Origin of the sequence: Thiothrix unzii, assembly GCF_017901175.1 — a bacterium.
Lineage (GTDB): Bacteria > Pseudomonadota > Gammaproteobacteria > Thiotrichales > Thiotrichaceae > Thiothrix > Thiothrix unzii.
Genome location: NZ_CP072793.1, coordinates 1215840 through 1241170 on the forward strand (window position 1 = coordinate 1215840; position 25331 = coordinate 1241170).

The 25331-nt window shown below is 54.9% G+C and carries 24 protein-coding genes; 17 read left to right on the forward strand and 7 right to left on the reverse strand.

The features are described from left to right. Nucleotides 1–41 precede the first annotated feature (41 nt). From J9260_RS06335 to J9260_RS06365, 7 genes are read left to right on the forward strand one after another with little or no spacing between them, the layout of a single operon-like run. Nucleotides 42–947 carry a TauD/TfdA family dioxygenase gene (locus tag J9260_RS06335; protein WP_210220177.1) on the forward strand — a complete coding sequence of 302 codons (906 nt, stop codon included), beginning with the start codon at nt 42–44 and terminating at the stop codon, nt 945–947. After that, entirely contained in the window at nt 944–2656 is a 1713-nt protein-coding gene (locus tag J9260_RS06340) for a ribonucleoside triphosphate reductase (RefSeq protein ID WP_210220178.1), read from the forward strand. Before J9260_RS06335 ends, J9260_RS06340 begins: the two co-directional genes overlap by 4 nt. Beyond that, nucleotides 2641–2838, forward strand: coding sequence for an anaerobic ribonucleoside-triphosphate reductase (gene nrdD / locus J9260_RS18800; RefSeq protein WP_210220179.1), 198 nt, complete (start codon nt 2641–2643; stop codon nt 2836–2838). Before J9260_RS06340 ends, nrdD begins: the two co-directional genes overlap by 16 nt. After that, on the forward strand, nt 2826–3509 hold the full coding sequence (locus J9260_RS06350; RefSeq protein WP_210220180.1) for an anaerobic ribonucleoside-triphosphate reductase activating protein: 684 nt from the start codon (nt 2826–2828) through the stop codon (nt 3507–3509). Before nrdD ends, J9260_RS06350 begins: the two co-directional genes overlap by 13 nt. 33 nt (nt 3510–3542) lie before the next feature. After that, nucleotides 3543–3779 (forward strand): MoaD/ThiS family protein, encoded by a 237-nt coding sequence (locus J9260_RS06355; RefSeq protein WP_210220181.1) that lies wholly within the window; start codon nt 3543–3545, stop codon nt 3777–3779. 55 nt (nt 3780–3834) lie between these two features. Beyond that, entirely contained in the window at nt 3835–4182 is a 348-nt protein-coding gene (locus tag J9260_RS06360) for a hypothetical protein (protein WP_246499664.1), read from the forward strand. Next, a complete protein-coding gene (locus J9260_RS06365; protein ID WP_210220182.1) occupies nt 4179–4841 on the forward strand; it encodes a class I SAM-dependent methyltransferase in 663 nt (220 codons plus the stop codon). The genes J9260_RS06360 and J9260_RS06365 overlap by 4 nt, the downstream gene beginning before the upstream one ends. Here J9260_RS06365 and J9260_RS06370 read toward each other — a convergent pair. Together J9260_RS06370 and J9260_RS06375 are read right to left on the reverse strand one after the other, a co-directional pair. Beyond that, nucleotides 4807–6531, reverse strand: coding sequence for a bifunctional protein-serine/threonine kinase/phosphatase (locus tag J9260_RS06370; protein WP_210220183.1), 1725 nt, complete (start codon nt 6529–6531; stop codon nt 4807–4809). The genes J9260_RS06365 and J9260_RS06370 overlap by 35 nt on opposite strands. A gap of 1 nt (nt 6532) precedes the next feature. Next, nucleotides 6533–8008, reverse strand: coding sequence for an MFS transporter (locus J9260_RS06375; RefSeq protein WP_210220184.1), 1476 nt, complete (start codon nt 8006–8008; stop codon nt 6533–6535). Nucleotides 8009–8558: 550 nt separating this feature from the next. Between J9260_RS06375 and nirB the strand changes: the two genes are divergently transcribed. The 10 genes from nirB to J9260_RS06425 all read left to right on the forward strand — a co-directional run bounded on the left by nirB (nt 8559) and on the right by J9260_RS06425 (nt 21830). After that, a complete protein-coding gene (gene nirB / locus J9260_RS06380) occupies nt 8559–11000 on the forward strand; it encodes a nitrite reductase large subunit NirB (protein WP_210220185.1) in 2442 nt (813 codons plus the stop codon). Nucleotides 11001–11012: 12 nt separating this feature from the next. Then, nucleotides 11013–11348 carry a nitrite reductase small subunit NirD gene (nirD, locus tag J9260_RS06385; RefSeq protein ID WP_210220186.1) on the forward strand — a complete coding sequence of 112 codons (336 nt, stop codon included), beginning with the start codon at nt 11013–11015 and terminating at the stop codon, nt 11346–11348. A 9-nt stretch (nt 11349–11357) separates the two neighbouring features. Further along, the gene (locus J9260_RS06390; protein ID WP_210220187.1) at nt 11358–13562 is read left to right on the forward strand and encodes a molybdopterin oxidoreductase family protein; all 2205 of its coding nucleotides are present in this window, start codon (nt 11358–11360) and stop codon (nt 13560–13562) included. Nucleotides 13563–13574: 12 nt separating this feature from the next. After that, a complete protein-coding gene (locus tag J9260_RS06395) occupies nt 13575–15464 on the forward strand; it encodes a DmsC/YnfH family molybdoenzyme membrane anchor subunit (RefSeq protein ID WP_210220188.1) in 1890 nt (629 codons plus the stop codon). A 14-nt stretch (nt 15465–15478) separates the two neighbouring features. Beyond that, nucleotides 15479–15871: a TusE/DsrC/DsvC family sulfur relay protein gene (locus J9260_RS06400; RefSeq protein WP_210220189.1), complete on the forward strand. Its 393-nt coding sequence runs from the start codon at nt 15479–15481 to the stop codon at nt 15869–15871. A 99-nt stretch (nt 15872–15970) separates the two neighbouring features. Then, entirely contained in the window at nt 15971–16312 is a 342-nt protein-coding gene (locus J9260_RS06405) for a hypothetical protein (protein ID WP_210220190.1), read from the forward strand. Between the two features lie 91 nt (nt 16313–16403). Continuing rightward, the gene (locus J9260_RS06410) at nt 16404–17999 is read left to right on the forward strand and encodes an HlyD family efflux transporter periplasmic adaptor subunit (protein ID WP_210220191.1); all 1596 of its coding nucleotides are present in this window, start codon (nt 16404–16406) and stop codon (nt 17997–17999) included. Between the two features lie 9 nt (nt 18000–18008). Continuing rightward, complete coding sequence (locus J9260_RS06415) at nt 18009–21122, forward strand: efflux RND transporter permease subunit (RefSeq protein ID WP_210220192.1); 3114 nt, start codon at nt 18009–18011, stop codon at nt 21120–21122. Then, nucleotides 21109–21594, forward strand: a complete 486-nt coding sequence (locus tag J9260_RS06420) for a hypothetical protein (protein ID WP_210220193.1) — start codon at nt 21109–21111, stop codon at nt 21592–21594. Before J9260_RS06415 ends, J9260_RS06420 begins: the two co-directional genes overlap by 14 nt. 20 nt (nt 21595–21614) lie before the next feature. Further along, a complete protein-coding gene (locus J9260_RS06425; protein WP_210220194.1) occupies nt 21615–21830 on the forward strand; it encodes a GDCCVxC domain-containing (seleno)protein in 216 nt (71 codons plus the stop codon). Between the two features lie 63 nt (nt 21831–21893). On the opposite strand, the gene J9260_RS06430 is transcribed toward J9260_RS06425, so the two are convergent. Genes J9260_RS06430 through J9260_RS06450 form a run of 5 tightly spaced genes read right to left on the reverse strand, consistent with a single transcriptional unit; the run spans nt 21894 to nt 25313 of the window. Continuing rightward, nucleotides 21894–22244 carry a DUF3147 family protein gene (locus J9260_RS06430; protein WP_210220195.1) on the reverse strand — a complete coding sequence of 117 codons (351 nt, stop codon included), beginning with the start codon at nt 22242–22244 and terminating at the stop codon, nt 21894–21896. 21 nt (nt 22245–22265) lie between these two features. After that, a complete protein-coding gene (locus tag J9260_RS06435) occupies nt 22266–22718 on the reverse strand; it encodes a chromate resistance protein ChrB domain-containing protein (RefSeq protein ID WP_210220196.1) in 453 nt (150 codons plus the stop codon). Then, nucleotides 22715–23029 carry a rhodanese-like domain-containing protein gene (locus tag J9260_RS06440; RefSeq protein ID WP_210220197.1) on the reverse strand — a complete coding sequence of 105 codons (315 nt, stop codon included), beginning with the start codon at nt 23027–23029 and terminating at the stop codon, nt 22715–22717. The genes J9260_RS06435 and J9260_RS06440 overlap by 4 nt, the downstream gene beginning before the upstream one ends. 2 nt (nt 23030–23031) lie before the next feature. Next, a complete protein-coding gene (gene chrA, locus J9260_RS06445) occupies nt 23032–24378 on the reverse strand; it encodes a chromate efflux transporter (RefSeq protein ID WP_210220198.1) in 1347 nt (448 codons plus the stop codon). Next, nucleotides 24375–25313 (reverse strand): chromate resistance protein ChrB domain-containing protein, encoded by a 939-nt coding sequence (locus J9260_RS06450; protein ID WP_210220199.1) that lies wholly within the window; start codon nt 25311–25313, stop codon nt 24375–24377. Before J9260_RS06450 ends, chrA begins: the two co-directional genes overlap by 4 nt. Nucleotides 25314–25331 lie beyond the last annotated feature (18 nt).

A 25331-nucleotide genomic window follows, 5' to 3' on the forward strand; every position in this document is an offset into this window, starting at 1 on the left:
AAATCACTACATGTAGTATTCACAACGAGGTATCACTAACGATGTATAGCCCTTTCTCACCTGATAATGACGCTCTATACCAATGCTGGCGTGAGCAAAAGTTACAACACTATCCGATATATCTGGATGATCTGATTGTGGAAGTCCGTGATCCGCGCCACCTGACCGTTACGGAACACCAAGCGATGCTGGCTCGCTGCCGCAAGGCTAATATGGTGATTTATGCGGGCAAAACCGGGGATGATCCCGACCGCTCCATTCCACACCGCATGGCGCAGCAATTTGGCTTGCAGCATCTCGACCACAATTGGTTGGCGGATAATGATGGGCTGACATCTTTGACCGTTGCTGCTGTGAATAGTGGGGCACGCGAACATTACATCCCCTACAGCAACCGCCTGATCCAGTGGCATACCGACGGCTATTACAATCTGCCGGAACAACAAATCCACGGACTGCTGCTGCATTGTGTGCAAAGTGCGCCAGAGGGCGGCGAAAATCGTCTGCTGGATCACGAAATTGCCTACCTGCGCCTGCGTGACCAAAACCCAGACTACATCCGCGCCCTGATGCAGCCGGATGTGATGACCATCCCCGCCCGCACCGATGGTGACATCGTGGCACGTGCGAAAAATGTCGGGCCGGTATTTTCGGTTGACGCGGTGACAGGGGATTTGCATATGCGCTACACCATCCGGGGTAGGAATGTGGTATGGAAGGATGACCCGCTGACCCGCGAAGCACTGGCAGCCCTTGGCGACTGGCTGGAAGGTGACTCGACCTACATTTTCCGGGGCAAGCTCGAACCGGGCATGGGTTTGGTCAGCAATAATGTGCTGCACGACCGCAGCGGCTTTACGGACACGCAAGACCGTCGCCGCCTGCTATACCGCGCCCGTTACATGGACAGGCTGGCAGGTACGGGGGTAAGGGAGTGGCTGGCATGAGCTGCGTGGCGGTTGCCGACACCATCGACAGCTATTTGCAACAGCGTGATTGGCGGGTAAATGCCAACGCCAATCAGGGCTATTCCGTGGGTGGGCTGATCCTGAACACGGCGGGGAAAATGATTGCCAACTACTGGCTCGACCATGTGTACCCGCCGGATATTGGGCAGGCGCACCGTGAGGGCGACGTGCATATCCACGACCTCGATATGCTAGGTGGTTATTGCGCGGGCTGGTCATTGCGTACCCTGCTACATGAAGGCTTCAATGGCGTGCCGGGGCGTACCGATGCCAAAGCACCCAAGCATCTGGACAGCGCCTTGTGGCAGGCGGTGAATTTCCTCGGCACATTGCAAAACGAATGGGCGGGCGCACAGGCGTTCAGTTCCTTCGATACCTACCTCGCGCCCTACATCCGCAAGGATGCGCTGGACTATGGCTATGTGCGGCAACTGATGCAGTCGTTCATTTTCAACCTGAATTTCCCTTCGCGCTGGGGGTCGCAAACCCCGTTCACAAATTTGACCTTCGACTGGACGTGCCCGGATGACCTGAAACCGCAGATTCCGGTAATTGCGGGGGAAGAAATGCCCTTCAGCTACGGCGACTGCCAAGCGGAAATGGGCATGATCAACCGTGCTTTCCTCGAAATCATGGAAGAAGGCGATGCGTGTGGGCGGGTGTTTACCTTCCCGATCCCCACCTACAACATTACCCGCGATTTTCCGTGGGATGCCCCTGACACCGATTTGCTGTTTCGGGTCACGGCGAAATACGGTTTGCCGTACTTCCAGAATTTCCTGAAATCAGGGTTAGAACCGGGCATGGTGCGCTCGATGTGTTGTCGCCTGCAACTGGATTTAAGCCAACTGGAACGGCGTGGTAATGGTTTGTTTGGCTCGGCGGAACAGACGGGTTCGCTGGGGGTATTCACGATCAATTGCGCCCGACTTGGCTATGTGTATCGGGGTGACAGGACAGGGCTGTTTGCGCGGTTGGATACCTTGCTGGAATTGGGGCGTGATAGTCTGGAAATCAAACGCAAGGTCATCCAGCAACACATGGATCAGGGGCTTTACCCCTACACCCAACGTTATCTGGGGACTTTGCGTAACCATTTTTCCACCATCGGCGTGAACGGGGTGAACGAGATGATCCGCAATTTCAGCGCGGATACCGCCCACATCGGCGAAGCAGGCGGACAAATACTGGCAGTACGTTTGTTGCGCCACATCCGGCGGCGTTTGCGTGAGTTTCAGGCGGAAACTGGGCATATGTACAATCTGGAGGCTACTCCGGCGGAAGGCACGACCTACCGTTTTGCCAAGGAAGACCGCAAACGCTTCCCCGATATTTTGCAGGCGGGAACAGCAGAACGCCCGTATTACACCAATTCCACCCAGTTGCCCGTCGGCTACACCGATGACCCGTTTGTGGCACTGAGCCTGCAAGATGGGCTGCAAACCCTGTACAACGGCGGCACGGTGCTGCACCTGTATATGCAGGAACGCATTTCCAGTGTGGCAGCCTGCAAGCAATTGGTGCGTCGCAGTCTGGAACGTTTCCGCCTGCCGTACATCACGGTGACACCCACCTTCTCCATCTGCCCCAAACACGGTTATCTCGCAGGGGAACATGAGTTCTGCCCGCGCTGTGACGAAAAATTATTACGCCAAAAACGAGAGGAATCCTTATGCACCATTCAGTAAATCCGCAACCGATTAGGTTGGAAGACAATGAACGCCAGCGTTGCGAAGTGTGGACGCGGGTGATGGGCTACCACCGCCCAGTCAGTTCCTTCAACCCCGGCAAGCAAAGCGAACACGCCGAACGCCTTCCTTTTGTGGAAAACTCCTCACTGCTAGAAGGAAAACGCGCGTGTTGCAGCTAGGTGGGCTAGTGCCGCTGACCAGCATCGACTTTCCGGGGCATCTGGCGGCGGTTATGTTTTGTCAGGGCTGCCCGTGGCATTGCCGCTACTGCCATAACCCGCATTTGCAGCGTACCGATGTGCCCAACAAGCTCGAATGGGTAGAAGTGATGCGTTTTTTGCGGGAAAGGGTCGGGTTTCTGGACGGGGTGGTGTTCAGCGGCGGCGAACCCTTGTTACAGCCACGTCTGCCGGAAGCAATGCAGGTGGTGAAAGCATTGGGATTCAAGATTGCTTTGCACACAGCGGGGATCATGCCTGCACGCTTGGCGAAAGTGTTGCCTTATGTGGATTGGGTGGGGCTGGACATCAAAGCCCCGTTCCATGCCTATAAAAAAGTGACGGGACTGGCAGGCAGTGGGTTCAAGGCGGAGGAAAGCCTAGACTTGTTGCTGAATGCTCATCATGTAGATTACGAGATTAGGACAACCGTTGATGTTGCTCTGGTGAGGAAATCAGAACTTGAAATACTTGCTGAAACATTGGCAAAACGTGGGGTAAAACACTTTGTATTACAATCGTGCCAACCATTAACTGTTACTATTCCCATACAAACCACCTATTTGTGGGAGGATACTCGGTTGTTGGAGAAGTTGGCCGGATTGTTTCCTGTATTTGAAGTCAGAATATAAAGTCTCATTAACGCTGAAGAATAAGGAGTCACTATGCTACCTATTAGAGTACTATTTTTTGCCAGTCTGAAAGAGCGGCTTAAACGGGGACAAGCTAATCTGGAAAGTGCTATTGCACTCCCTGTACTGGAGGTCTGGCAGCGTAGTAGTGGTGAAACGGTATTTCCTGCCAATCTGTTGGTATCCATCAATCAAGAATATGCTAATGCTGAAACATTAGTGCATCCAGGTGATGAAGTTGCTTTCTTCCCCCCCGTAACTGGAGGGTAATTTTTGGAGTCGTTCGGCAGTATTCTCTGTTGCGGTACACCGGATATGATACTCAATGTTAGATAAGCCTCAAAATGGGGAGAAGCCGATGACAGCGTGGTTCACCAAAAACTTGGGGGATGCCATGCTGGCGCATCCTGCATTGGAACAACTACGAGAACTTTTTGGGCAAACGTATGGCCTGAATGGATATGCTGATGATACCGCCCTATTTACCCGGCATGAATCAGAGGGGCGGCTTCATTGTGAGGTTAACGTTTATTTTTCTCCTGCTACCTTTTCCATTGCAACAGTAGTGAACGCAACGCCGTGCAGAAAGCCGATCCCTACTGATTTGGGATTGTTTATGGGTTCTGAGGCAGCTTGGCCTGCCCTTTTCCCTCACCAAAGAGGTAAACTATGAACCAGCAAGACCATTGGGATAATGTCTACCAGACTAAAGATTCAGCTAGTGTCAGTTGGTATGCCCCCAGCCTTGAAACCTCACTGCAATTAATTCAGCAGCTTGCGCCCAACCCCGATGCAGCCATTCTGGATATTGGTTCAGGTGCTGCAACGCTGGCGGATGATTTGCTGGCAGCAGGCTACGCTAACGTGAGCCTATTGGATATTTCAGCGCACGCTTTGCTCATTACTCAACAACGCTTAGGCGTGAAAGCCGAACAAATTCGGTGGCTAGTCGGTAATGTGCTGGAAATAGATTTACCGCCAAACCATTACGATGTTTGGCATGACCGTGCCGTATTCCATTTCCTGACCGAAGAAACTGACCGCCAGAGTTATGTGCAACAAGTGTTGCGGGCAGTTAAACCAGCCGGGCATGTGATTATGGCGACTTTTGGTGAACAGGGACCAAAGCAATGTAGCGGTTTGGATGTCATGCGCTACGATGCAACAGCCTTGCACGGTGAATTCGGGCGTTCGTTTCGATTGTTGGACAGTTTGACAGTTAACCACCAAACTCCAGCGGGGGCAGTGCAACAATTTTTGTATTGCTATTGCCGAGTGGAGGGTGTCAATGTCTTGCCTAATGAGCCAATAACCAAACCAATCCGACAATAGCCAACAGTTCCAGCAACGCTACCCCCCGCCAAAACGCCACCGGATTGCGCTCCAGCAATGGGCGGCTTTGCCCATCTCCCACCAGACTGCTATTGGGTTTGGTCAAATCTGCCACAAACTCTGAGAGCAACTCATAGCGTTTTTCCGGGCTAGACTGCGTGGCTTTTTCCAGCGCGGCATCCACCCATTCTGGTACTTCTGGGTTATACAAACGGGCAGAGGTGTAAACAAATCGCTTTTTCGCCGCTTTTTCCGGCTCTATCTCGCCGAATGGCAACCTGCCCGTGAACATTTCGTAAGCGACAACCCCTAACGAGAAAATGTCGGAACGTGTTGTCCCCGACTGCCCCCGAAAATACTCTGGTGCGGAATAACTGGCTGTTCCAACGATATGGTTGTGCTGTAACACGGTTTGGGTTTCTGCCAACCCCGCAATCCGGGTAGAACCAAAATCAATGATCTTGAGGGTATTGTTGTGGTCGATCAGTACATTATCTGGCTTTAAATCTTGATGGATCATTTCCAGCCGATGCATTGTGCGTAAGCCACGGGAAATTTGGTCAATGGTGGCTCGCACCTGTGCAACCGATGGGTTAGGGTTATCCAACATCCACTGACGTAAGGTTTTCCCCTCAATGTATTCCACCACGCTGTAGAGAAACGTGCGCGGGCGGCTGGCTTGCTCCACCAGTTTGATGAGGTGCGAGGAATTTAGCCGTTTGGCAACCCATTCTTCATGTAAAAACAGGTCAATATACAAGGGATCATCATTAAAATTGACCGATGGGGTTTTAATGACCACCTTTCCTACCCCGGTATCCAGCGTGTCTTCCGCCAGATAAACCTGACTACGCGAAGTGGCATTCAACTCACGTAAAATCAGGTAGCCGTCTAGCACATTGCCTGCTTTGAGGTCTGGCGGAAACGGCAAACGGGTGAGGTTGCCGTAAAACTCATCCTTGTTGGCTTCCGGCAGACTGTCAATACAGGCAATCTGGCAGGTGATGTTATCCTGACTGCCACGCTCAAGGGCGGTTGCCACCAGCTTTTCCGCGCATTGCTGTGGATCATGTGGGGATGCCAGCAACAGGCTTTCCAGCGATTCCCGATCTAGCACATCATGGATGCCATCGGTCGTCAGCAAATAGCAATCGCCCTCCTGCAAGGTCTGGGTGCGGTGATCCACATCCAGTCGTGCATCAATGCCGAGGGCACGCGCGAGGTATTCGCGTTCCGTGCCGAACTGGATGCGGTGGTCTTTGGTCAGGCACTCTAGCCGCCCGTCACGCAGGCGGTAAATGCGGCTATCTCCCACATGGAACAAATACGCTGTCTGTGATTTGAAAATAACCGCGCAAAACGTCGTTGCCAGCCCGTTGCTTCCAGCATATTCGCGTTGCCCCTGATTGTAGAGCCACAGGTTGAGCGCACCCAGCACCTTGGTAGCAGCGTGTTTGACCGTCCACGAATCCGGGGTGCTGAAATAGTCATCCAGAAATTGGTGCACCGCAATTTGGCTGGCTTCCTTGCCGCCTTCACTGGCACTGACCCCATCCGCCAACACAATGGCAATGCCTTTACTGTCCAGCACTGCCCCCTTGGGAACGCACACACCATGAAAGTCTTCATTTTGTGGTTTGACCCCAGCGATGGAGTGCTGCCCAAGGGTGATGGCGAGGCTAATTTTCACGTTATTTCACCTCAATCATTTGTACCGTACCGTCTGGCAAAACCTCCACCATCGTGCCACTAGGTTCACGCAGGAACAGTGCTATCATCACCAGTACGGCTGCTGCTACCCCCGCAATGGTGAGGAAAAACACGGGGGTAGATACCATTGCCAATACCGTGAGGAATGTCACCCCACCGACATTGCCATACGCGCCCGACATCCCTGCAATCTGCCCAGTCAAACGCCGCTGGATCAATGGCACCATCGCATACACCGCACCTGATCCGGCTTTCGAGAAAATCCCACCCAAGGTTGCTGCCCCAATCACCATCAACACCGACCAATCCTTGCTGACCTGCCCTAAAACGGTGAAACTCAATGCAATCCCAACGAATACCACTAACAAGGTAATCTTGCGCCCGTACTTATCGCTAATCAAACCACCCATCGGGCGGGCAACCAGATTGATGACCGCATACGACCCGGCCAGCAAACCCGCAGTAACCTTATCCAGCCCAAACATATCCACGTAAAACATCGGCAACATCGACACCACTGCCAGTTCTGTACCGAATGTCACCATATATGCCAGATTGAGGATAGCCACCTGCGTAAACGAATAGCGTTGCAACATTGGCACAGGTTCTTTGAGGATGTGCGCATTCACCTTCCAGATTTGCCAGACCTGCACCAGATAAGTCGCTAATAAAACGGCATAAATACTGTTGGCAACCGTCTCCGACAACAATTTCATGCCTGCTGGGGACAGTTTCCATGTCAGCACGGCAAGTGCAGCATACATCGGGATATTGGCAATGATGTACAAAAACAGGTCAAACCCACTGCTGACTTCCATTGCCCCGGTTTTTTTGGGCTTAAAATAGGTTGAGCCTTTGGGCGTATTACGCACCCGCCAGTAATAGATAAAGCCATAGACAATCGCAATCACTCCAGCCGTCACCACACCGTAACGCCAGCCATCTGCACCGCCGACACTGGTGGCAATGATCGGCAACAAACCTGCTGCACCTGCTGAACCAAAATTACCCCAGCCACCGTAAATGCCCTGCGCCAACCCGGTTTGACGCGCGGGAAACCATTCCGCAATCAGCCGGATACCAACCACAAACCCTGCACCAACAAAGCCTGCAAGGAAGCGCATGAATGCCAACTGCTCATAAGTTTGCGCCATCGCAAACAAGATGCTGATGATGCCACCCAGCACCAGAATGCTGGCAAACATAATGCGTGGACCGTAGCGGTCAACCAGCATTCCCACCACAATCCGCGCAGGAATCGTTAGTGCCACATTGAGCGTCAGCAGGATTTTTGCCTGCAAGTCCGTCAGTTGCAGTGCCTCGCGGATAAACGGCATCAGCGGCGCATGGGAAAACCACACCATAAAGCTGACGAAAAAGGCAAACCACCCCAAATGCAGGGTGCGGATGTTCGGCTTGGAAAAGTCGAACAAATTAAAGCGTTGCGGTACAGACATAAAGCTGTCTCCAGTCAAAAGCGAGCCGTAAAACGCAAAAAGCCCTGACATCAGCCGCCGGAGGAGTGTTGGCAGCGAGTGTCAGGGCTTCTTTGCCTGATAATCCCGGCACGGCATTGTGCGGGCAAACAGTGTTTGTAACAAACACCATCGTCGTTGACAGTGTTCAATGCTGGTGTTTGTCTGCAATTACTGTGCCAGCCCATAAAAGTGCATGGCAGCTTGTCGCATTCACAACAATTACACCAACAGGGTGATCCAAACTGGTGCAAAGCTGTTATAGACGCACCAAAACAGCACAACACCTTCCCCCACATCGCCCCATAACCGCCTTGTTTTATCAGCAATGCCTTATGAATGGGAATCTGGCACTGATATTGCATAATCACGCACAGGATTTGCCCTCGGTCAACGGCGACTGATACAGGCAAGCACCACAAACACGCAATGGCGCGTGTTTTACATCCGGGTAACGAAGCCCTGAACCCCTGCAACCGTCTTTGGCGGCAGCGGGTTCAGGGCTTTTTTGTTTTTGGGAAAGAGGCACACAATGCTCAAAGAAAATCTGGTACTGATCGGCAACGGCATGGCGGGTGTACGCACCCTCGAAGAACTGCTGAAACTTGCCCCCGATGCCTACAACATCACGGTGTTTGGCGAAGAGCCTTACGGTAACTACAACCGCATTATGCTGTCACCCGTGCTGGCGAGTGAAAAGACTATTGAGCAGATCATGCTCAATAGTGAACAGTGGTATGTGGACAATGGTATTACCCTGCACAAGGGCAAAAAGGTCGAGCAAATTAACCGCGCCCGCCGCGAAGTGATCGCCTCTGATGGCACGGTAGCCAAATACGACCGCTTGATTATTGCCACCGGATCGCTGTCTTTCATGCTGCCGCTCCCCGGTGCAGACAAGCAGGGTGTCATCGGTTTCCGCGACATTAAAGACGTGGACACCATGCTGGAAGCTGCCCGCAACCACCAACACGCCGTCGTTATCGGCGGTGGCTTGCTGGGTCTGGAAGCAGCCAACGGGCTGATGAAGCAAGGCATGGATGTCACCGTTGTGCATTTGCTCGACACCCTGATGGAACGCCAGCTCGACAAGCCTGCGGCTACCATGCTGCAAAAATCCTTGGAAGAGCGCGGCATGAAATTCCTGATGGAACACAGCACCGCTGAAATCCTCGGCAATGAGCGCGTCACTGGAATACGTTTCAAAAACGGCACGGAAATTCCCGCCGACCTCGTGGTGATGGCGGTCGGGATCAAGCCGAATATCGAACTGGGTAAAGCCGCAGGCTTGCATTGCGAACGCGGTATTGTGGTCAGCGACACCCTGCAAACCATTACCGACCCGAAAATCTACGCGATTGGCGAGTGCGTCCAGCATCGCGGCACGGCTTACGGGCTGGTTGCGCCGTTATTTGAGCAAGCCAAAGTTGCAGCCAATCACTTGGCAAAATACGGCATTGCCCAATACCGGGGAACAGTCACGTCCACCCGCTTGAAAGTGACAGGGATTGAGTTGTTCTCAGCGGGCGATTTCATCGGCAACGACAAGACCGAAGATTTGGTGTTCAAGGATGCGGCTTCCGGCACGTACAAACGGCTGGTGTTGCAAGACAATAAGATCAAGGGTGCGGTGATGTACGGCGATACCGTGGACGGTAGCTGGTACTTTGAGATGATGAAGGATGGTACGGACATTTCCGCTTTCCGTAAAACCATCCTGTTCGGGCAACATAATCTGGGCGACTCTGGGCATAACCCGGAAACCCGCGTTGCCAGCCTGCCCGACTCTGCCGAAATCTGTGGCTGTAACGGCGTGTGCAAAGGCGACATCGTAAAAGCCATTACCGAGAAAAAACTGTTCACACTGGATGAAGTCCGCGCCCACACCAAAGCATCGGCTTCGTGCGGCTCATGTACGGGGTTGGTCGAGTCGTTGCTGGCACACACCGTCGGCGGGGAATATTCCGCCACGCCGAAAACCAAGCCGCTGTGCAAATGCACCGACTATACCCATGACGAAATTCGTTCCGGCATCCTCAAGCATGAGCTGAAAACCATGCCCGCCGTGCGTGACCATTTCGAGTGGAAAACGCCGGATGGCTGCCCGACGTGCCGTAACGCGCTCAACTACTACCTGCTGTGCGCCTTCCCCACCGAATACGTGGACGATGCGCAATCGCGCTACATCAACGAACGGGTTCACGGCAATATCCAGAAAGACGGCAGCTATTCCGTCGTGCCCCGGATGTTTGGCGGGATGTGTACTTCCGACCAACTCCGCGCCATTGCTGACGTTGCCGACAAATACGAAGTGCCAACCATGAAAGTCACGGGCGGGCAACGCATTGATATGTTCGGCATTCAAAAAGAACAGTTGCCTGCGATGTGGAAGGATTTAAGCGCGGCGGGTTTCGTCTCCGGTCATGCTTACGGCAAAGCGATGCGTACCGTGAAAACCTGCGTCGGTAGCGAATGGTGTCGCTTCGGTACGCAAGATTCCACCGGCTTGGGCGTAAAGCTGGAAGAACTGACGTGGGGTTCGTGGATGCCACACAAGTTCAAGCTGGCGGTGTCCGGTTGCCCGCGCAACTGTGCGGAAGCGACCATTAAGGACATCGGGGTGGTGTGCGTGGATTCCGGCTACGAGCTACACATCGGCGGCAACGGCGGTATTAAGGTGCGCGTCACTGACCTGCTGTGCAAAGTCGAAACCGAGGCAGAAGTGCTGGAATACACCGGCGCGTTCTGCCAGTTCTACCGCGAAGATGCGCATTATCTGGAACGTACCGCCCCGTGGGTGGAGCGTGTCGGGCTGGAAAAGGTCAAAACCGCGATTTTGGGTGATGCCGCCAACCGCAAAGCCCTGTATGAGCGTTTCCTGATTTCTCAGCAGCCTGCACAAATCGACCCGTGGAAAGCCCGCGCGGAAGGTGCAGAAGCCAACGAATTTACCCCCATCTTGATCGAAGCCTAAGAGGACATAACAATGAGCAAATGGATAGAAGTGGTGGAATTGTACAAGATTCCCGTATTGGGTTCGCGCCTGATCAAGACCCGCGACATGGACATTGCCGTGTTCCGCGCCTCTGACGATAGCGTGTTTGCGGTGCGTGACGCTTGCCCGCATCGCGGTGGGCCGTTGTCACAGGGCATTGTCCACGGGCATACCGTGACCTGCCCGTTGCACAACTGGAAGATTGATCTGCACACGGGTGGTGCGCTTGCGCCTGACCGTGGTTGCACCAACGTGTTTCCGGTCAAGATCGAGGACGGCAAGGTGTATTTGCAGTTGGTGACGGAAGACGAAGCATCGGCTTGTTAAGGGGCTACTATGTTATTTGGCAGAACCCAAAAGAACCCTATCAAAATCGCCGATAAACAGGTGGCGGAATGGAAATACGCCGCCTGCGGCTATTGTTCCACGGGCTGTTCCATCGAGGTCGGTTTGAATGCTGATGGCACACCTGTCGCTTCACGCGGCGTGGCAGATGCGGATGTGAACCGTGGCAAGCTGTGCCTGAAAGGGATTTTCGAGCATGAACTGTTCACCTCCGCCGGACGCGGCTTGGCTCCAATGCTGCGCAACCACTGGCATGACCAGTGGCAACCCACCCAATGGGATACCGCGCTGGACAAGTTGCACGACGAAATCCGCCGGGTGCAAGCCAAACACGGGCCGGATTCGTTCGCCATCATTTCCACCGGGCAAATGCTCACCGAGGAATTTTATACCTTGGGCAAGCTCACCCGTGGGCTGATTGGTACAAACAACTACGACGGCAACACCACCTTGTGTATGTCGTCGGCGGTGTCCGGCTACAAGCGTTCGTTCGGGTCGGATGGCCCGCCGGGGTGCTATGAGGATTTCGAGCATACGGGCTGCCTGATTGCGTGGGGTTCCAACCTGCCGGAACAGCACCCGATCATTTACTGGCGCATGAAAGAGGCGCAGGAAAAGTCCGGCTTCCCGCTGATTGTGGTTGACCCGCGTGTGACCATGCTGGCGCAGAATGCGAATATGCACCTGACCATCACGCCGGGGACGGATGTGGTGTTGATGAACGCCATGATGCACGTCATTTTCAAGGAAGGCTTGCACGACCAGCGTTACATCGACGCGAATACCAACGGTGTTGAGGCATTACGGACGGAAGTTGAAAAATATGACCCCGTAACCGCTGCCAAAATCTGCGGCATCGACGAAGACACCATCCGTGTGGTAGCGCGTACCTTCGCCAAAGCCCCGGCTGCGATGCAAATCTGGACAATGGGCATCAACCAGTCTACCCACGGCTCCGATGGCGTGGTGGGCATCAACAACCTCGCGCTAATCACGGGGAATATCGGTAAACCGGGCGGCACGTCCTTGTCGATCACCGGGCAATGCAATGCAATGGGCACACGCGAATGGTCATCCTGTTCCGGCTTGCCCAGCTTCCGCTATCTGGAAGTGCCGGAACACCGTGAGGAAGTCGCCAAATTCTGGAATGTTGACCCGGAATTTTTCCCCAAAAAACGCGGGATGCTGCAAACCGACATCTATCAGGCGATGGAAGCGGGGCAAATCAAGGGCTTGTGGCTGATTGCCACCAACCCGATGAGTTCCTTGCCCAATACCGCCCGCATCCGCCGTGCAATGGAGCAACTGGAATTCTGCTGCGTGCAGGACTGCTATCAGGACACCGAAAGTGCGCAATACGCCCATATGTACTTGCCCGCCGGAACATGGGCGGAAAAAGACGGGGTAATGACCAACACCGAACGCCGCATCAACCGCGTCAAGCCAGTGACTGCCCCACCGGGCGAAGCCAAACCCGACCTGTGGATTTTCAACCGCGTGGCGGAACGCTTCAATAAGGCAGGCAAGGTGAATTTCCCAGAACAGGCAGGTGATATTTTCCTCGAAATGGGGCAACTGTCAAAGGGACGGCTGGCGGACATTTCCGGTATGGATCACGCATTGCTGGAACAAAACCGTGGGGTGCAATGGCCCTACACCGCCACCCAGCGCGAGCAAGGCGAAGCCCCGCCCAAAGGCGGCAAGCGCATTTACACAGTGGATGGCACGTTCAGCTACCCCGACGGTCGCGCCAAACTCATCCCGCTGCCTTTCATCGACAATAACGAAGTGCCGGATGAAAAATTCCCAGTGTGGCTGAATACTGGACGCTTGATCGAGCATTGGCACGGGCGCACCAAGACCGGGAAAATCGGTAACAACAACAAGTACAGCCCGATTCCGTTCATCGAAATCAACCCGGATTTGGCGGCGGAACTTGGCATCCAACGTGGCGAATACGTGCGGTTGGTGTCACGGCGCGGCGATGCGGTAGCGATGGCGCAACCGACCCACCGCGTCCCCAAAAACATGGTGTTTTTGCCGTTCCACTTCCATGACTGCGCCAACCGCCTGACCTTGGGTTTGCTTGACCCGCACTCTCGCCAGCCTGCCTACAAGCAGTCAGCGGTGCGCATCGAGACGATTGCCGATCAGGTGGCAGCAGCAAAACTGTCGATGGAAATGCGGAAGTTCTAAAGGGAAAACAAGATGTTTAAAGTACGCGAAAACGAGCCGGACTACGCCCTGCTCAACGACCCGACCAGCCAGACCGTCAACCGTTATGGCAAACCGATTGAAACCGTGGCGGCTGACGATGCCCGCCGCGACCAGTCGTTGAACATCAACGGTGATGGCGAAGTGGGCAGCAACCCCAACCGTTACAAGCAGCACGGTTTCTATTTCAATGCCGACAACTGCATTGCCTGCCATGCCTGTGAAGCGGCGTGCAGCGAAAAGAACGACAATCCGGCGCATATTGCGTTCCGATCAGTTGGCTTCGTGGAAGGCGGCACTTACCCCGATTACCGCCGCATCAACATTTCGATGGCGTGCAACCACTGCGACGACCCGGTGTGTTTGAAAGGTTGCCCGACCCGCGCTTATACCAAGCTCGCTGAATACGGCGCGGTGCTACAAGACCCGGACACCTGTTTCGGCTGCGGTTACTGCACGTGGGTTTGCCCTTACAATGCACCACAGCTTGACCCGGTGAAGGGGCAAGTGAGCAAGTGCAATATGTGCGTGGATCGGCTGGAAGTCGGCTTGAAACCCGCCTGTGTGTCCGCTTGTCTGGGCAAGGCACTGGATTTTGGTGTGGTGGAAAATGTTCCTGAAGGGCGCGAACAAGCGAAAGCGGCAATCCCCGGTTTCCCGCGCACTGACATTACCCACCCGAATATCCGTTTCCAGCAGAAAAAGGCGGTGCAACGCGACATGGTGCGGGTGGACAGTACCCCGCTGAAATACCACCGCGATGAGGTGGATGGTGCGTACAAGCCGACGCTTGACCCCAAGCACGGCTTCAAGCGTGAATGGAATGTGCAGAAATTACTGGGTTCGCACGAGAACGCGCACGTCGCGTTTACCCTGAGTGTGCAGGCGGTGATGGGTGCATTCCTGCTGCTGGCAATCGGGGCATGGCTGCATATTCCGGCGGTGATTGGGTTTATTGGTAGTGATGCTTATATTCCAACCACGATTGCCATGATCCTGTTACATACCGTTGGTCTTGCTAAACTGAATTTGCATCTGGGCAAGCCACACCGTTTCTATCGGGGGTTTTACAACCTGAAACTGTCGCCCGTCAGCCGTGAAATTGCCGGAGTATCGTTATTTTTTATGGGGTTGGCGGGGTACAGTTTCTTTGCCCTGTTTGAGGGTGGCTTTGCTGCTTTCCTGCAAAATGCCTTTACTGCTGTGGGTTTGGCGGGGATGGGGTTCGGTGGTTACTATATGTACAAACTGTACCGCATTCCGGCACGACCGTTTTGGAATCACTGGCAAACCGGCAGCAGCTTTGCGGGGACAGCCCTGACGCTGGGCAGCTTGTTGCTGGCATTGGTGGCGTTAGTGTTCGGTGCAATGACACCCGCATTGGGCGCAACACTCGCGAGTGTTGCGGGCTTGGGGCTGGCACTGGAAGCGGTCGGTTTGTTGTTCCATGCGCGTGATTTGCAAGGGGCAGAGAGTGAGGGGGCAGCATCGTTTTACGAGCAAACCACCACTTACGGCAATTCGTACTGGCTGCGTAACGGCTTGCTGGCAGCAGCGTTGTTACTGGCAACAGGCATGGTGGCAACCGATAGCAGTAGTGTGCTGGCATTCGGTTTGTTGACGTTGTTGGCACTGGCTTCCGCGATTATCGGGCGGGCGTTGTTCTATGTGCTGGTGATCCCCACCACCATGCCGGGCGCGTTTTTCTGGAAGAACAAGGGCTTTGTGGAACATGCCCGCGATAGCGGTTTGGCGGATATGCCGCAACTGGGGGTGGCTTACGAACATCATCACCCGTTCAAGCTGGATGAGTTGCTGGAAACGGTGCGCACCACCAGCCTGCAAGAGAAAATTGCCCAAGCCAAACGCATTGTGACCGGTTGAAAGAGGAACTGAGCATGACAGTACAAGTTTACGCCAACAATATGCAAACCAACCCCTACGCCATTTACAACCTTGCAGTGGTGGTGGATGGGGTGGAAGTGCTGACCGATCAAGAGGGTTACATTCAGAACATGGATGAGTGGAGCGCGGGTTTCGCCACCGCCCTCGCTGCCCGCGAAGGGCTAGAACTGACGGCGGAACATTGGGATGTGATCCATTTCATTCGCGAGTATCAGGAAACGCATCGGGTGCAAGCTCCGGTACGCGACATGATCAAGCATTTCAGTCAGTTGTGGGGGAAAGAGCGTGGCAATAACCGTTACCTGCACGAAATTTTCCCGAATGGCGGGCCGCAGAAGCAGGGTAATCGGCTGGCGGGGATTCGACGGACGAAGGGGGAGCATTGATACTTCCCGTGTCCAATTAGAATCGGGTATAGGTATTTGCTTATACCCGACAATTTTGCTAGATTCGATCCAGTAACTCATAGGACATTCATTAATCGTATGCGCAAGCACATTGTCACATTCCTCATCTTGCTGATGGCTGCCCTGCCAGTCTGGTCAGCGTCGATGGTGTGCCATCATGTGCAAACAATGCCGCAGATGATGAGCATGATGGATGCGCAAGCCACTAACCATCACTGCTGCCTTGAAATGCAAAAACAGCAGTCGACGCAAGTTTCCGCTGATACTTGCCATTGCGACCAACTCCAGCACGCACAGTTTGTCCTGAGTTTGCCAATGTTGCCTGCTGCCGTACCGCCAGACAGTTTCATCCCGCAAGTCTTCTCCCCACAAGTATTGCCAGAAGCTGCTGACGTACCCTACCGCCCACCGATTGCCTGAAGAACCCCTCACCCCGTCCCTCTCCCTCCCTTCGGCTACGCTCAGGGAGCGGAGAGGGGAGAAGACGTGTTCAACATTCAGGTAAACAATAATGAAACGATTAAAACGCGCCGCATTAAGCGGCTGCTTGCTCATGGGTATGGCAAGCCTCCCCCTGCCCGTGTTGGCGCACGGCGGCGAAGATCACAGCCACGGCGATGCAACCCCCGCGCCCCTCATTCCCCCTGCCAGTAGCGGGGTACGTTGGGAACTGCAATCACCCGATGTGGAATTGTTCGGCATTATCAGTGCAGGCAAGCTGACGCTGTACGTGGACAGATTCGCCACCAACGAACCCATTCCCAACGCCAAGGTAGAGTTGGAAAGCAAGGGGCAGAAACTGACCCTGCAAACCGATGCCAAGGGCATTGTCCAAGTGGATGCAGGCTGGCTTGCCACGCCGGGGCGTTACGAAATCACTGCCACCGTCTTGGCAAAAGGCATTAATGACTTACTGATTGGCACGGTACAGATTCCTACCGCTACCAACGGTGAGGGCAAGGGTGATTCTTCCCCTTGGTGGAAATTCTGGGGCAATTTCTTGCAAGACGCTTTGTTGCCCCAAACGGCTTTTGCCCACGGTGGTGAAGACCACAGCCATGCAGGTGATGAACCCGCTGCCGCCGTTGCCTTACCTACCGCGCAAGACAAACCCACCCGGTTGACGGATGGTAGCCTGTTTATGCCCAAACCCGCCCAACACCTGCTGGGTATCCGCACCGCCTTGGGGAAACCGCAAGCGGTCGCACAAAGCTTCACCCTTAACGGCGTGGTCGTGACCGACCCCAACGCCAGTGCCGTGATCCAGCCGACCATGGGCGGACGTTTGCTTGCCCCCGAAGGTGGTTTCCCTGCACTGGGCAGCCGCGTGAAACAAGGGCAAACCCTTGCTATCCTTGAACCCGCCGCCAGCAATACCGACAAAGGCGACCAACAAGACAAGATCGCTGAAGTACGTTCCGAACTGGTGCTGGCAGAGAAAAATGCTGTACGGCTGGCAAGCATTGCAGGCGTTGTTCCACAAATGGAAGTGGATGCGGCACGTAACACCGCCGACACCCTCAAAGCTCGCCTCAAAGCCCTGCAAGGCAGCCTTGCGCAACAGCCACAACCGCTGTTGGCACCACTGTCCGGTATTATCAGCAGTGCCAAGGTGGTGTTAGGGCAACAAGCCAATGCGGGCGATGTCTTGTTTGAAATCATCGACCCAGAACAGCTACAAGTCGAGGCTCTCGCCTACGACGCGACAGTAGCGGCACAAATCATAGGTGCAACCGCAACCCTCAATGCTCAACCTCTGACACTTGACTTTATCGGCAGCAGCCAACAACTGCGCAACCAAGCACTGCCCCTCCGTTTTAAGGTGGAAGCGAGAGGAGAATCCACTCTCACTATCGGGCAACCGCTCAAACTCGCCGTGCAAACCCGCACCAGCATTCAAGGAACACTCTTACCCGCCAGCAGCGTGGTCAACAATAACCAGCAACAGCCAACCGTGTGGGTAAAAACCGCCGCCGAACGCTTCACGCCACATGTGGTCAAGTTGCAAACGCTGGATGCCGATACCGTAATCATTACCGAAGGCTTACCGAACAGCAGTATCCGTGCCGTCACCAGCAGCGCGGCTTTATTGGCGCAAGTGCGCTAGGGGGCTACCATGTTTAACGCGATTATCCAGACCAGCCTGAAACAACGCTTGTTCGTGTTGATGGGGGCATTGCTGCTGATGTTGTACGGGTTGTTTACCCTGCGACAATTGCCGGTGGATGTATTCCCCGACCTCAATAAACCCACCGTCACCCTGATGACCGAAGCGGCAGGCATTGCACCGGAAGAGGTCGAACAACTAGTCACCTTCCCGCTGGAAACGGCGATGAATGGGCTGGAAGGCGTGACACGGGTACGTTCCGTCTCCGGTGTGGGCTTGTCGATTGTGTATGTAGAATTTGGCTGGGGGACGGACATTTACCGTAACCGCCAGCAAGTTTCTGAGCGACTCGGAGCAGTTACCAACCAGTTACCGGCGGGCGTTGTGCCACAAATGTCGCCGATCAGTTCGATCATGGGTGAGATTTTGCTGGTGGCAATGACGGCGGAAGAGGGCAAAGCAACACCGATGGAGGTGCGGGATTTGGCGGAGTGGGTGGTGCGCCCGCGCTTGCTAGGGATTCCGGGAGTATCACAAGTGATCCCGATGGGCGGCGAAGTACGCCAGTACCGCATCACCCCCGATGTGGCAAACATGGAACGCCTCAACATCAGCATCAGCCAGTTGCAGACCGCGCTGCACGGCTTTGCCAGCAATACCAGCGGCGGCTTTCTGGAAGCACAGTCGCAGGAATACCTGATCCGCAACATTGGGCGCACCACCAAGCTGGAAGACATGCAGCAATTAGTGGTAGCACACCGTGACAACGTGCCGATCCTGTTGCAGCAGGTGGCGAAGGTGGAATTTGCCGCAGGGGTAAAGCGCGGGGAAGCCAGTTTCATGGGCAAACCGGCGGTCATCCTGTCGGTGCAAAAACAGCCCAGTGTCGATACGGTCAAGCTCACCCGCGAAGTGGAAAGTGCCTTGGCAGAGATCAACCGCAACCTGCCAGCCGGGGTAAAGGCGGATAACCTGCTGTTCAAGCAAGCCAATTTCATCGAAAGTGCCATCAGCAATGTGGAGGAAGCCTTGCGTGACGGGGCTATCATGGTGGTGATCGTGCTGTTTTTGTTCTTGCTGAATGTGCGCACCACGCTGATTTCACTGACCGCCATCCCGCTATCCTTGCTGGCAGCAGGTTTGGTGTTTCATGCGTTTGGCTTGTCGGTCAATACCATGACGCTGGGCGGTTTGGCGATTGCCTTGGGCGAACTGGTGGATGATGCGGTCGTCGATGTGGAAAACGTGCTGCGCCGCCTGCGCCAGAATGCGTTGCTGCCCGCGCCATTGCCAGCCTTGCAGGTGATTGCGGCGGCTTCGCGGGAAGTACGTTCCGGGGTGGTGTATGCCACGCTGATTGTGGTGCTGGTGTTCGTGCCGCTGTTCTTTTTGGCGGGAATTGAAGGGCGCTTGTTTACGCCGCTGGGCATTGCCTACATTGTGTCGATACTGGCGAGCTTGGGGGTGGCGGTCACGGTGACGCCGGTGTTGTGTTATTACTTGCTGGGGAAACAAACGGCGGAAGAAAAGCCAGATTCCCCGCTAGTCCGCCTCCTTAAACGCCTCGACACCCGCCTGTTGCACTGGTCATTTCGCCACGTCAAGCTATTGCTCAGTGCTGCCATGATCGTGGTATTGCTCGCTATCGCCAGCATCCCGTTTTTTCCCCGCGCCTTCCTGCCCGCGTTCAACGAAGGCACGTTGACGGTCAGCCTGCTGTTGCAACCGGGCATTTCCCTGACCGAATCCAACCGCATTGGCACATTAGCAGAAAACCTGTTGTTGCAAGTGCCAGAGGTAAAACAGGTCGGGCGGCGCACCGGACGCGCTGAACTGGACGAACACGCCGAAGGGGTGCATTCGGGCGAAATTGACGTGGACTTGAAGCCTTCGGAACGTGGGCGTGATGCGGTCTTGGCGGACATCCGTGCAAGGTTGGCGGTAATCCCAGCTTCCATCAACATCGGGCAACCGATTTCGCACCGCCTTGATCATTTGCTTTCTGGAGTCAGGGCGCAAATCGCCTTGAAAGTGTTTGGTGATGACACTGACACTTTACGTAGCTTGGCAACGGCGCTGCAAACCCGCTTGGCAGCGATTCCCGGCGTGGTTGATCTGCAACTCGAAAAACAGGTGCGCATCCCGCAATTGCAGGTACGGGTGGATTACAACAAAGTGCAGCAGTACGGCGTTACCCCCGCCAGCATTAACCAAGCCCTCGAAACCCTTGCCAATGGCGCAACCGTCGCCCAAGTGCTGGACAACAACCGCCGTGCTGACGTGGTGATCCGCCTGCAAGACACTGACCGCACTGCCCACGGTTTGCGCAACCTGCTGGTGGAAACCCATTCCGGTTACATCCCCTTGCAACAGATTGCCAGCATCGAAGACAGCAGCGGCCCCAACCAGATCGTGCGCGAAAACAGCCGCCGCCGCATCGTGCTATCCGCCAATGCCGCTGATGGCGCGGATATGGCGGCGGTGGTGCAAGCCATCCGTGCGGAACTTGCCGCCTTTCCGTTACCCGAAGGCTATTTCACCCGCCTCGAAGGGCAGTTTCAGGCGCAAGAGGAAGCTACCCAACTCATTGCCATGCTCGCGCTGGTGTCGCTGACCCTGATTTTTCTGGTGCTGTACAGCCGTTACCAATCCAGCGTGTTGGCGCTCATCATCATGGGCAATATCCCGCTGGCACTGGTCGGCGGCGTGGTGGCGCTGTGGCTGGCGGGGCAAACGCTGTCGGTGGCAAGTCTGGTCGGCTTCATCACACTGGCGGGGATTTCGACCCGCAACGGCATCCTCAAAATCAGCCATTACCTGCATCTGGTGCAGCATGAAGGCGAAACCTTCGGCATCCCCATGATCGTGCGCGGCAGCCTAGAACGCCTGACACCCGTGTTGATGACCGCGTTGGTGGCAGCGTTTGCGTTGCTGCCCCTGATCTTAGCCAGCGGCGAACCGGGCAAGGAAATCCTGCATCCGGTGGCTCTAGTCATTTTCGGCGGGTTGGTCAGTTCCACCCTGCTCGATACCCTGCTTACCCCGGTACTGTTTTACCGCTGGGGCGAGCAACCGTTGAACCAATTGTTATCCCAACAAGGAACTAACCATGAAACTGTTTAAAACCACCCTACTGGCGGCATCACTGCTATTTGCGGGCTATGCCGTGGCGCATACCGATGAATTCCTCGACAGCCAAAAATCCCCGCACGATGGGCAAATCCGCATGACCGATACCCACCACCTTGAATTAGTGATTAAGGACAAAGACATTACTGTGTACGTGATGAACCACGCCAATGAAGCCCAGCCCAGCGCGGGAATGACCGCCACTGCTACGGTACTGTCCGGTGAAACCAAAACCGAGGTGAAACTCGAACCAGCGGAGGAAAACCTGCTGAAAGGCACGGGCGATTTCAAAACCAGTGAGGACATGAAAGTGGTGCTTTCGGTCACGCCTGCTCCGATGACAGTACGCTACATGCCATTCCAGAAAGCCGAAGCTCCGGCAGCAACAACGTCTGCCCCAACAGGTCACGAGGGGCATGATATGGGCAAGATGGCAACGCCTGCCAAAGACGACACCAAGAAATGATGGCACGAGAGGGTAAACTTATGGCTGAAACGGTACTCGAATCCATCCTGACCTGCCCGCATTGCGGATTCTCAAAACAGGAAACCATGCCGACCGATGCCTGCTGGTTTTTCTACGAATGTGAGCAGTGCAAAACGCTGTTACGCCCTAATCCGAGGGACTGTTGCGTGTTTTGCTCATTCGGTACAGTGAAATGCCCTCCCATCCAACAGCAACAACCTTGCTGCGGGCAGTAAACTGTCTGGTGGGTAGAGCGTCAGCAATACCCACCATTTTCGAGGATAGGGTGCATTAATCGCTCACAACAAGACGACCCCAAACCGACGCATGACTACGGCAAAAGCGGTAAAACAAACCACGGTCAGCACCGCCGATGCCAACAGCGTCAACCAAAACCCCAGCCGAGGCAACAAGGCGGGGAATGCCAAAAACATTGGCAAAGTCGGCACGACATACCAAAAGGTATACCACGCATGGTTGGCAAGCTTGGTGGCAGGTTGCCCTTCCACATACAACCACACCAACGTCAGCAGGGTGACAAGCGGTAACGCAGCAACAAACCCGCCGAGCTTGTCACTGCGTTTCGCCAGTTCGGAAATCAACACCACCAGTGCGGCAGTCACAGCGTATTTGGTAATGATCCAACCCATAATGGTGCTTCCTGTGAAATGCTACGCCGGATAATTCCAGCTATGCGTTTCCTGTTGCGTATGCCTGCACCACGCATACAGCGCGTCATACATCACCATGCCCTGCGCCAGCATTGCGTGGTCATCCGCAAAGTTATGTGACAATCCCAACGATAACGCCAGCAATCCGGCGGCTTGCGGGGCAATATCCAGCCGTGCCGTATCCGCCCCGCGTACAATCACCGCCAATTGCAGCAATGCCGGGTCGGTGAGGTTGTGCTTGCTGATGAAAGCATCGAAGCTGCATAACGCCCCAACGTGGGAATATTCCACGTCGGGAATGTCATAAGGGGTAGCCCCGCTGGTTTCCGCCACTGCCAGCACCTGATCGGCTGGTACGTAGAGGAATTCGGCATCCTTGTCGATAAAGCGGGTAATCAGCCACGGGCAAGCGATGCGGTCAATTTTCGGACGTTCGCGTGTGACCCATTTCATTTGGCTTCCACCTTGCCACCAGCAGCTTTCAGCCCTTCAATGCCGCCCTCAATGAAACGGGCATTCACGCCTTCCGCTTGCAGACGGTCAACCACGCTATTGCTGACTCCGCCACCGCGCACACAATAAATCACCACCTCATGCTTGCGGGGTATGGCTTCGATCCATTGGTCAATCTGGGTCGGGTCTTTCCAAATCGCAAACGGTACGGTTTCGTTGGAGGCAGCACGGTCTTCCAAACGGCGCACGTCCAGCACCATTGCTGTGTCTGCAATTGCAGCAAAATCTTCCGGTTTAATAGTACGTTCCATACTCACATTGCTCCCATAGCGAGTGTATAACTCAAACCCAATACGGCGCACACGCCGATCACTTTCATCACATCCACCTTGTATTTCCACAGCGCGACAAATGCACCGATGGCTACCACCACCGCGAACCATTCAAGCGGTGCTGCAAATGGGGTAGCATCCGTCGCTTTAGGCCAGAACGTATGCCACGCAAAAAACACCGCCAGATTCATGATCACACCCACTACCGCAGCGGTTACGCCAGTCAAGGGTGCGGTAAATTTGAGGTCATTACGCGAGCTTTCTACCACCGGCCCCACCGCGAGGATGAACAGGAATGACGGTAAAAAAGTGAAAAAGGTGGCGACGGCAGCCCCGGCAAAGCCTGCTGCAATCGGGTTGGCTACTACTGTTTTTGCCACACCGCCCAGATAGCCGACCCAAGTAACCACCATGATTAACGGCCCCGGCGTAGTTTCACCCAGTGCCAAACCATCCATCATTTGCGCACCTGTCAACCAGCCGAACTGTTCCACCCCACCTTGGTAGACGTAGGGTAATACTGCATACGCCCCGCCAATGGTCAGGAATGCTGCTTTGGTGAAGAAGTTACCCATCTCACTCAAGGCTTGGCTGCCGCCCAGTGCGAACATGGCGACAGCCCAAATGCCGATAAAAGCAGCAACGGTGATGCCGAGTTTTGCCCATGAAAACTTGGCGTGTGCTGGTGTTGGGGTGTGGTCATCAATCACCGCCGCGCCGTATTGCTTGTTGGATGCGCCATGCCCGCCACCGCCTTTGAACTTGTCCGGCATGACTTTACCGCCAATGATACCGAGCAAGGCGGCTGCCAACACAATCCACGGGAAACCGACATCAAACACAAAAATGGCAATAAAAGCCGCTGCTGCGATACCCCACAAGACGCTGTTTTTCAGCGCCTTCGAGCCAATCCGCCACGCCGCAAACAGCACAGTCGCTACCACGGCGGGTTTTATGCCATAGAACAAACCTTGCATCAGCGGCACATCGCCCCACGCCAAATATACCCCTGCCAACACTGACAGCAGCAAAAACGCAGGCATAAAGAACAACACCCCCGCCATCACCGCTCCCACCACGCCGTGCATCAACCAGCTAATGTAAATCGCCAACTGGATCGCTTCCGGCCCCGGCAAAATCATGCAGAAATTCAGCGCGTGTAGAAAACGGTGTTCGGAAATCCAGCGTTTCTTTTCCACCAAGTCGGTGTGCATCATCGCAATCTGCCCCATCGGGCCACCAAAGCTGATGAAACCGAGTTTCAGCCAGTAGAAAAACGCCTCACCCAAGGTCGGGGCTTGTGGTGTAGTTTGTGGTGTATCGCTCAAAGGGAATCCTCCGGTAAGGAAAAAGCGCAGTAAAGATCATCGAGGAGCTGCCCGCCTTCCGCCAGCAGCACATCATCATTGGGGGAACGGTGTTTTAAACCTTTCAACAGCACCGCAAATCCGGCGGCTTCCGGCGCATTGCCACCCACATCCAGCGTATGCACCAGATGCGCCAGCCGTTGCAGGGCGGTGTCTTGTGCCAGCCCAAAGCTATGCAGCAGGGTTTCAAAGGTCACGTATCGCCCGGTATGGGTAAAATGCGCCCCATCAAAGTCAAACCCCAATGCCTCTGGCGGGCAGGTGTTGAGGTCTTCCAGCCACAGGAATTGGGCTACTGGGTCAATAAAACGGTGGATCAGCCATGCTGAGGCAAGGCGGTCTACCCACAAATCGCGGCGGGTTGCCCAGCTCTTGCCTTGGAAATTTGCTTTGTCGAGCCGTTCCGGTTCACCCTGCTGGGAGGTGGGTTCAGCCGAAACTGTCCGCCCACGCACGGCAGCTTCTGCTGTGTGCAGGCGTTCACGGGCGGGGATTTGCAGCGGATGCGGGAAATAGTCCGTGTCGGTAATGGCAGCTAACCGCTTGCCCAACCCTTTCAGTTGCTTGCGGGTAGCGGCAATGTCGGCGGCGAGCGGGTCGAATTGCGCCAGTTCCTCCAGCCATGCTGTGTATTCGGCACTGCGATCAAACAAAGCGGGGAAACTGTCGGCTTGTTGCGCATCGGCTTGCAGTGCTAGCACCCACGCCTCCCCGCCCGATTTGTGGGTGTCTTCGGTAATGCCATCAAACCGTGCATGGGTATCAGGGCGTGAGGGCAATAGCCACACGCCATCACGCAGGCTGGCGCAACCAAGGGTTTTTAATGCCCGCCAGATGCGCATTCGTGCCGTGGCGTTTTCGGTGGGCAGGGAGATGATGAGTAATAACCAATTCATCTGGTTATAGTAGCAACC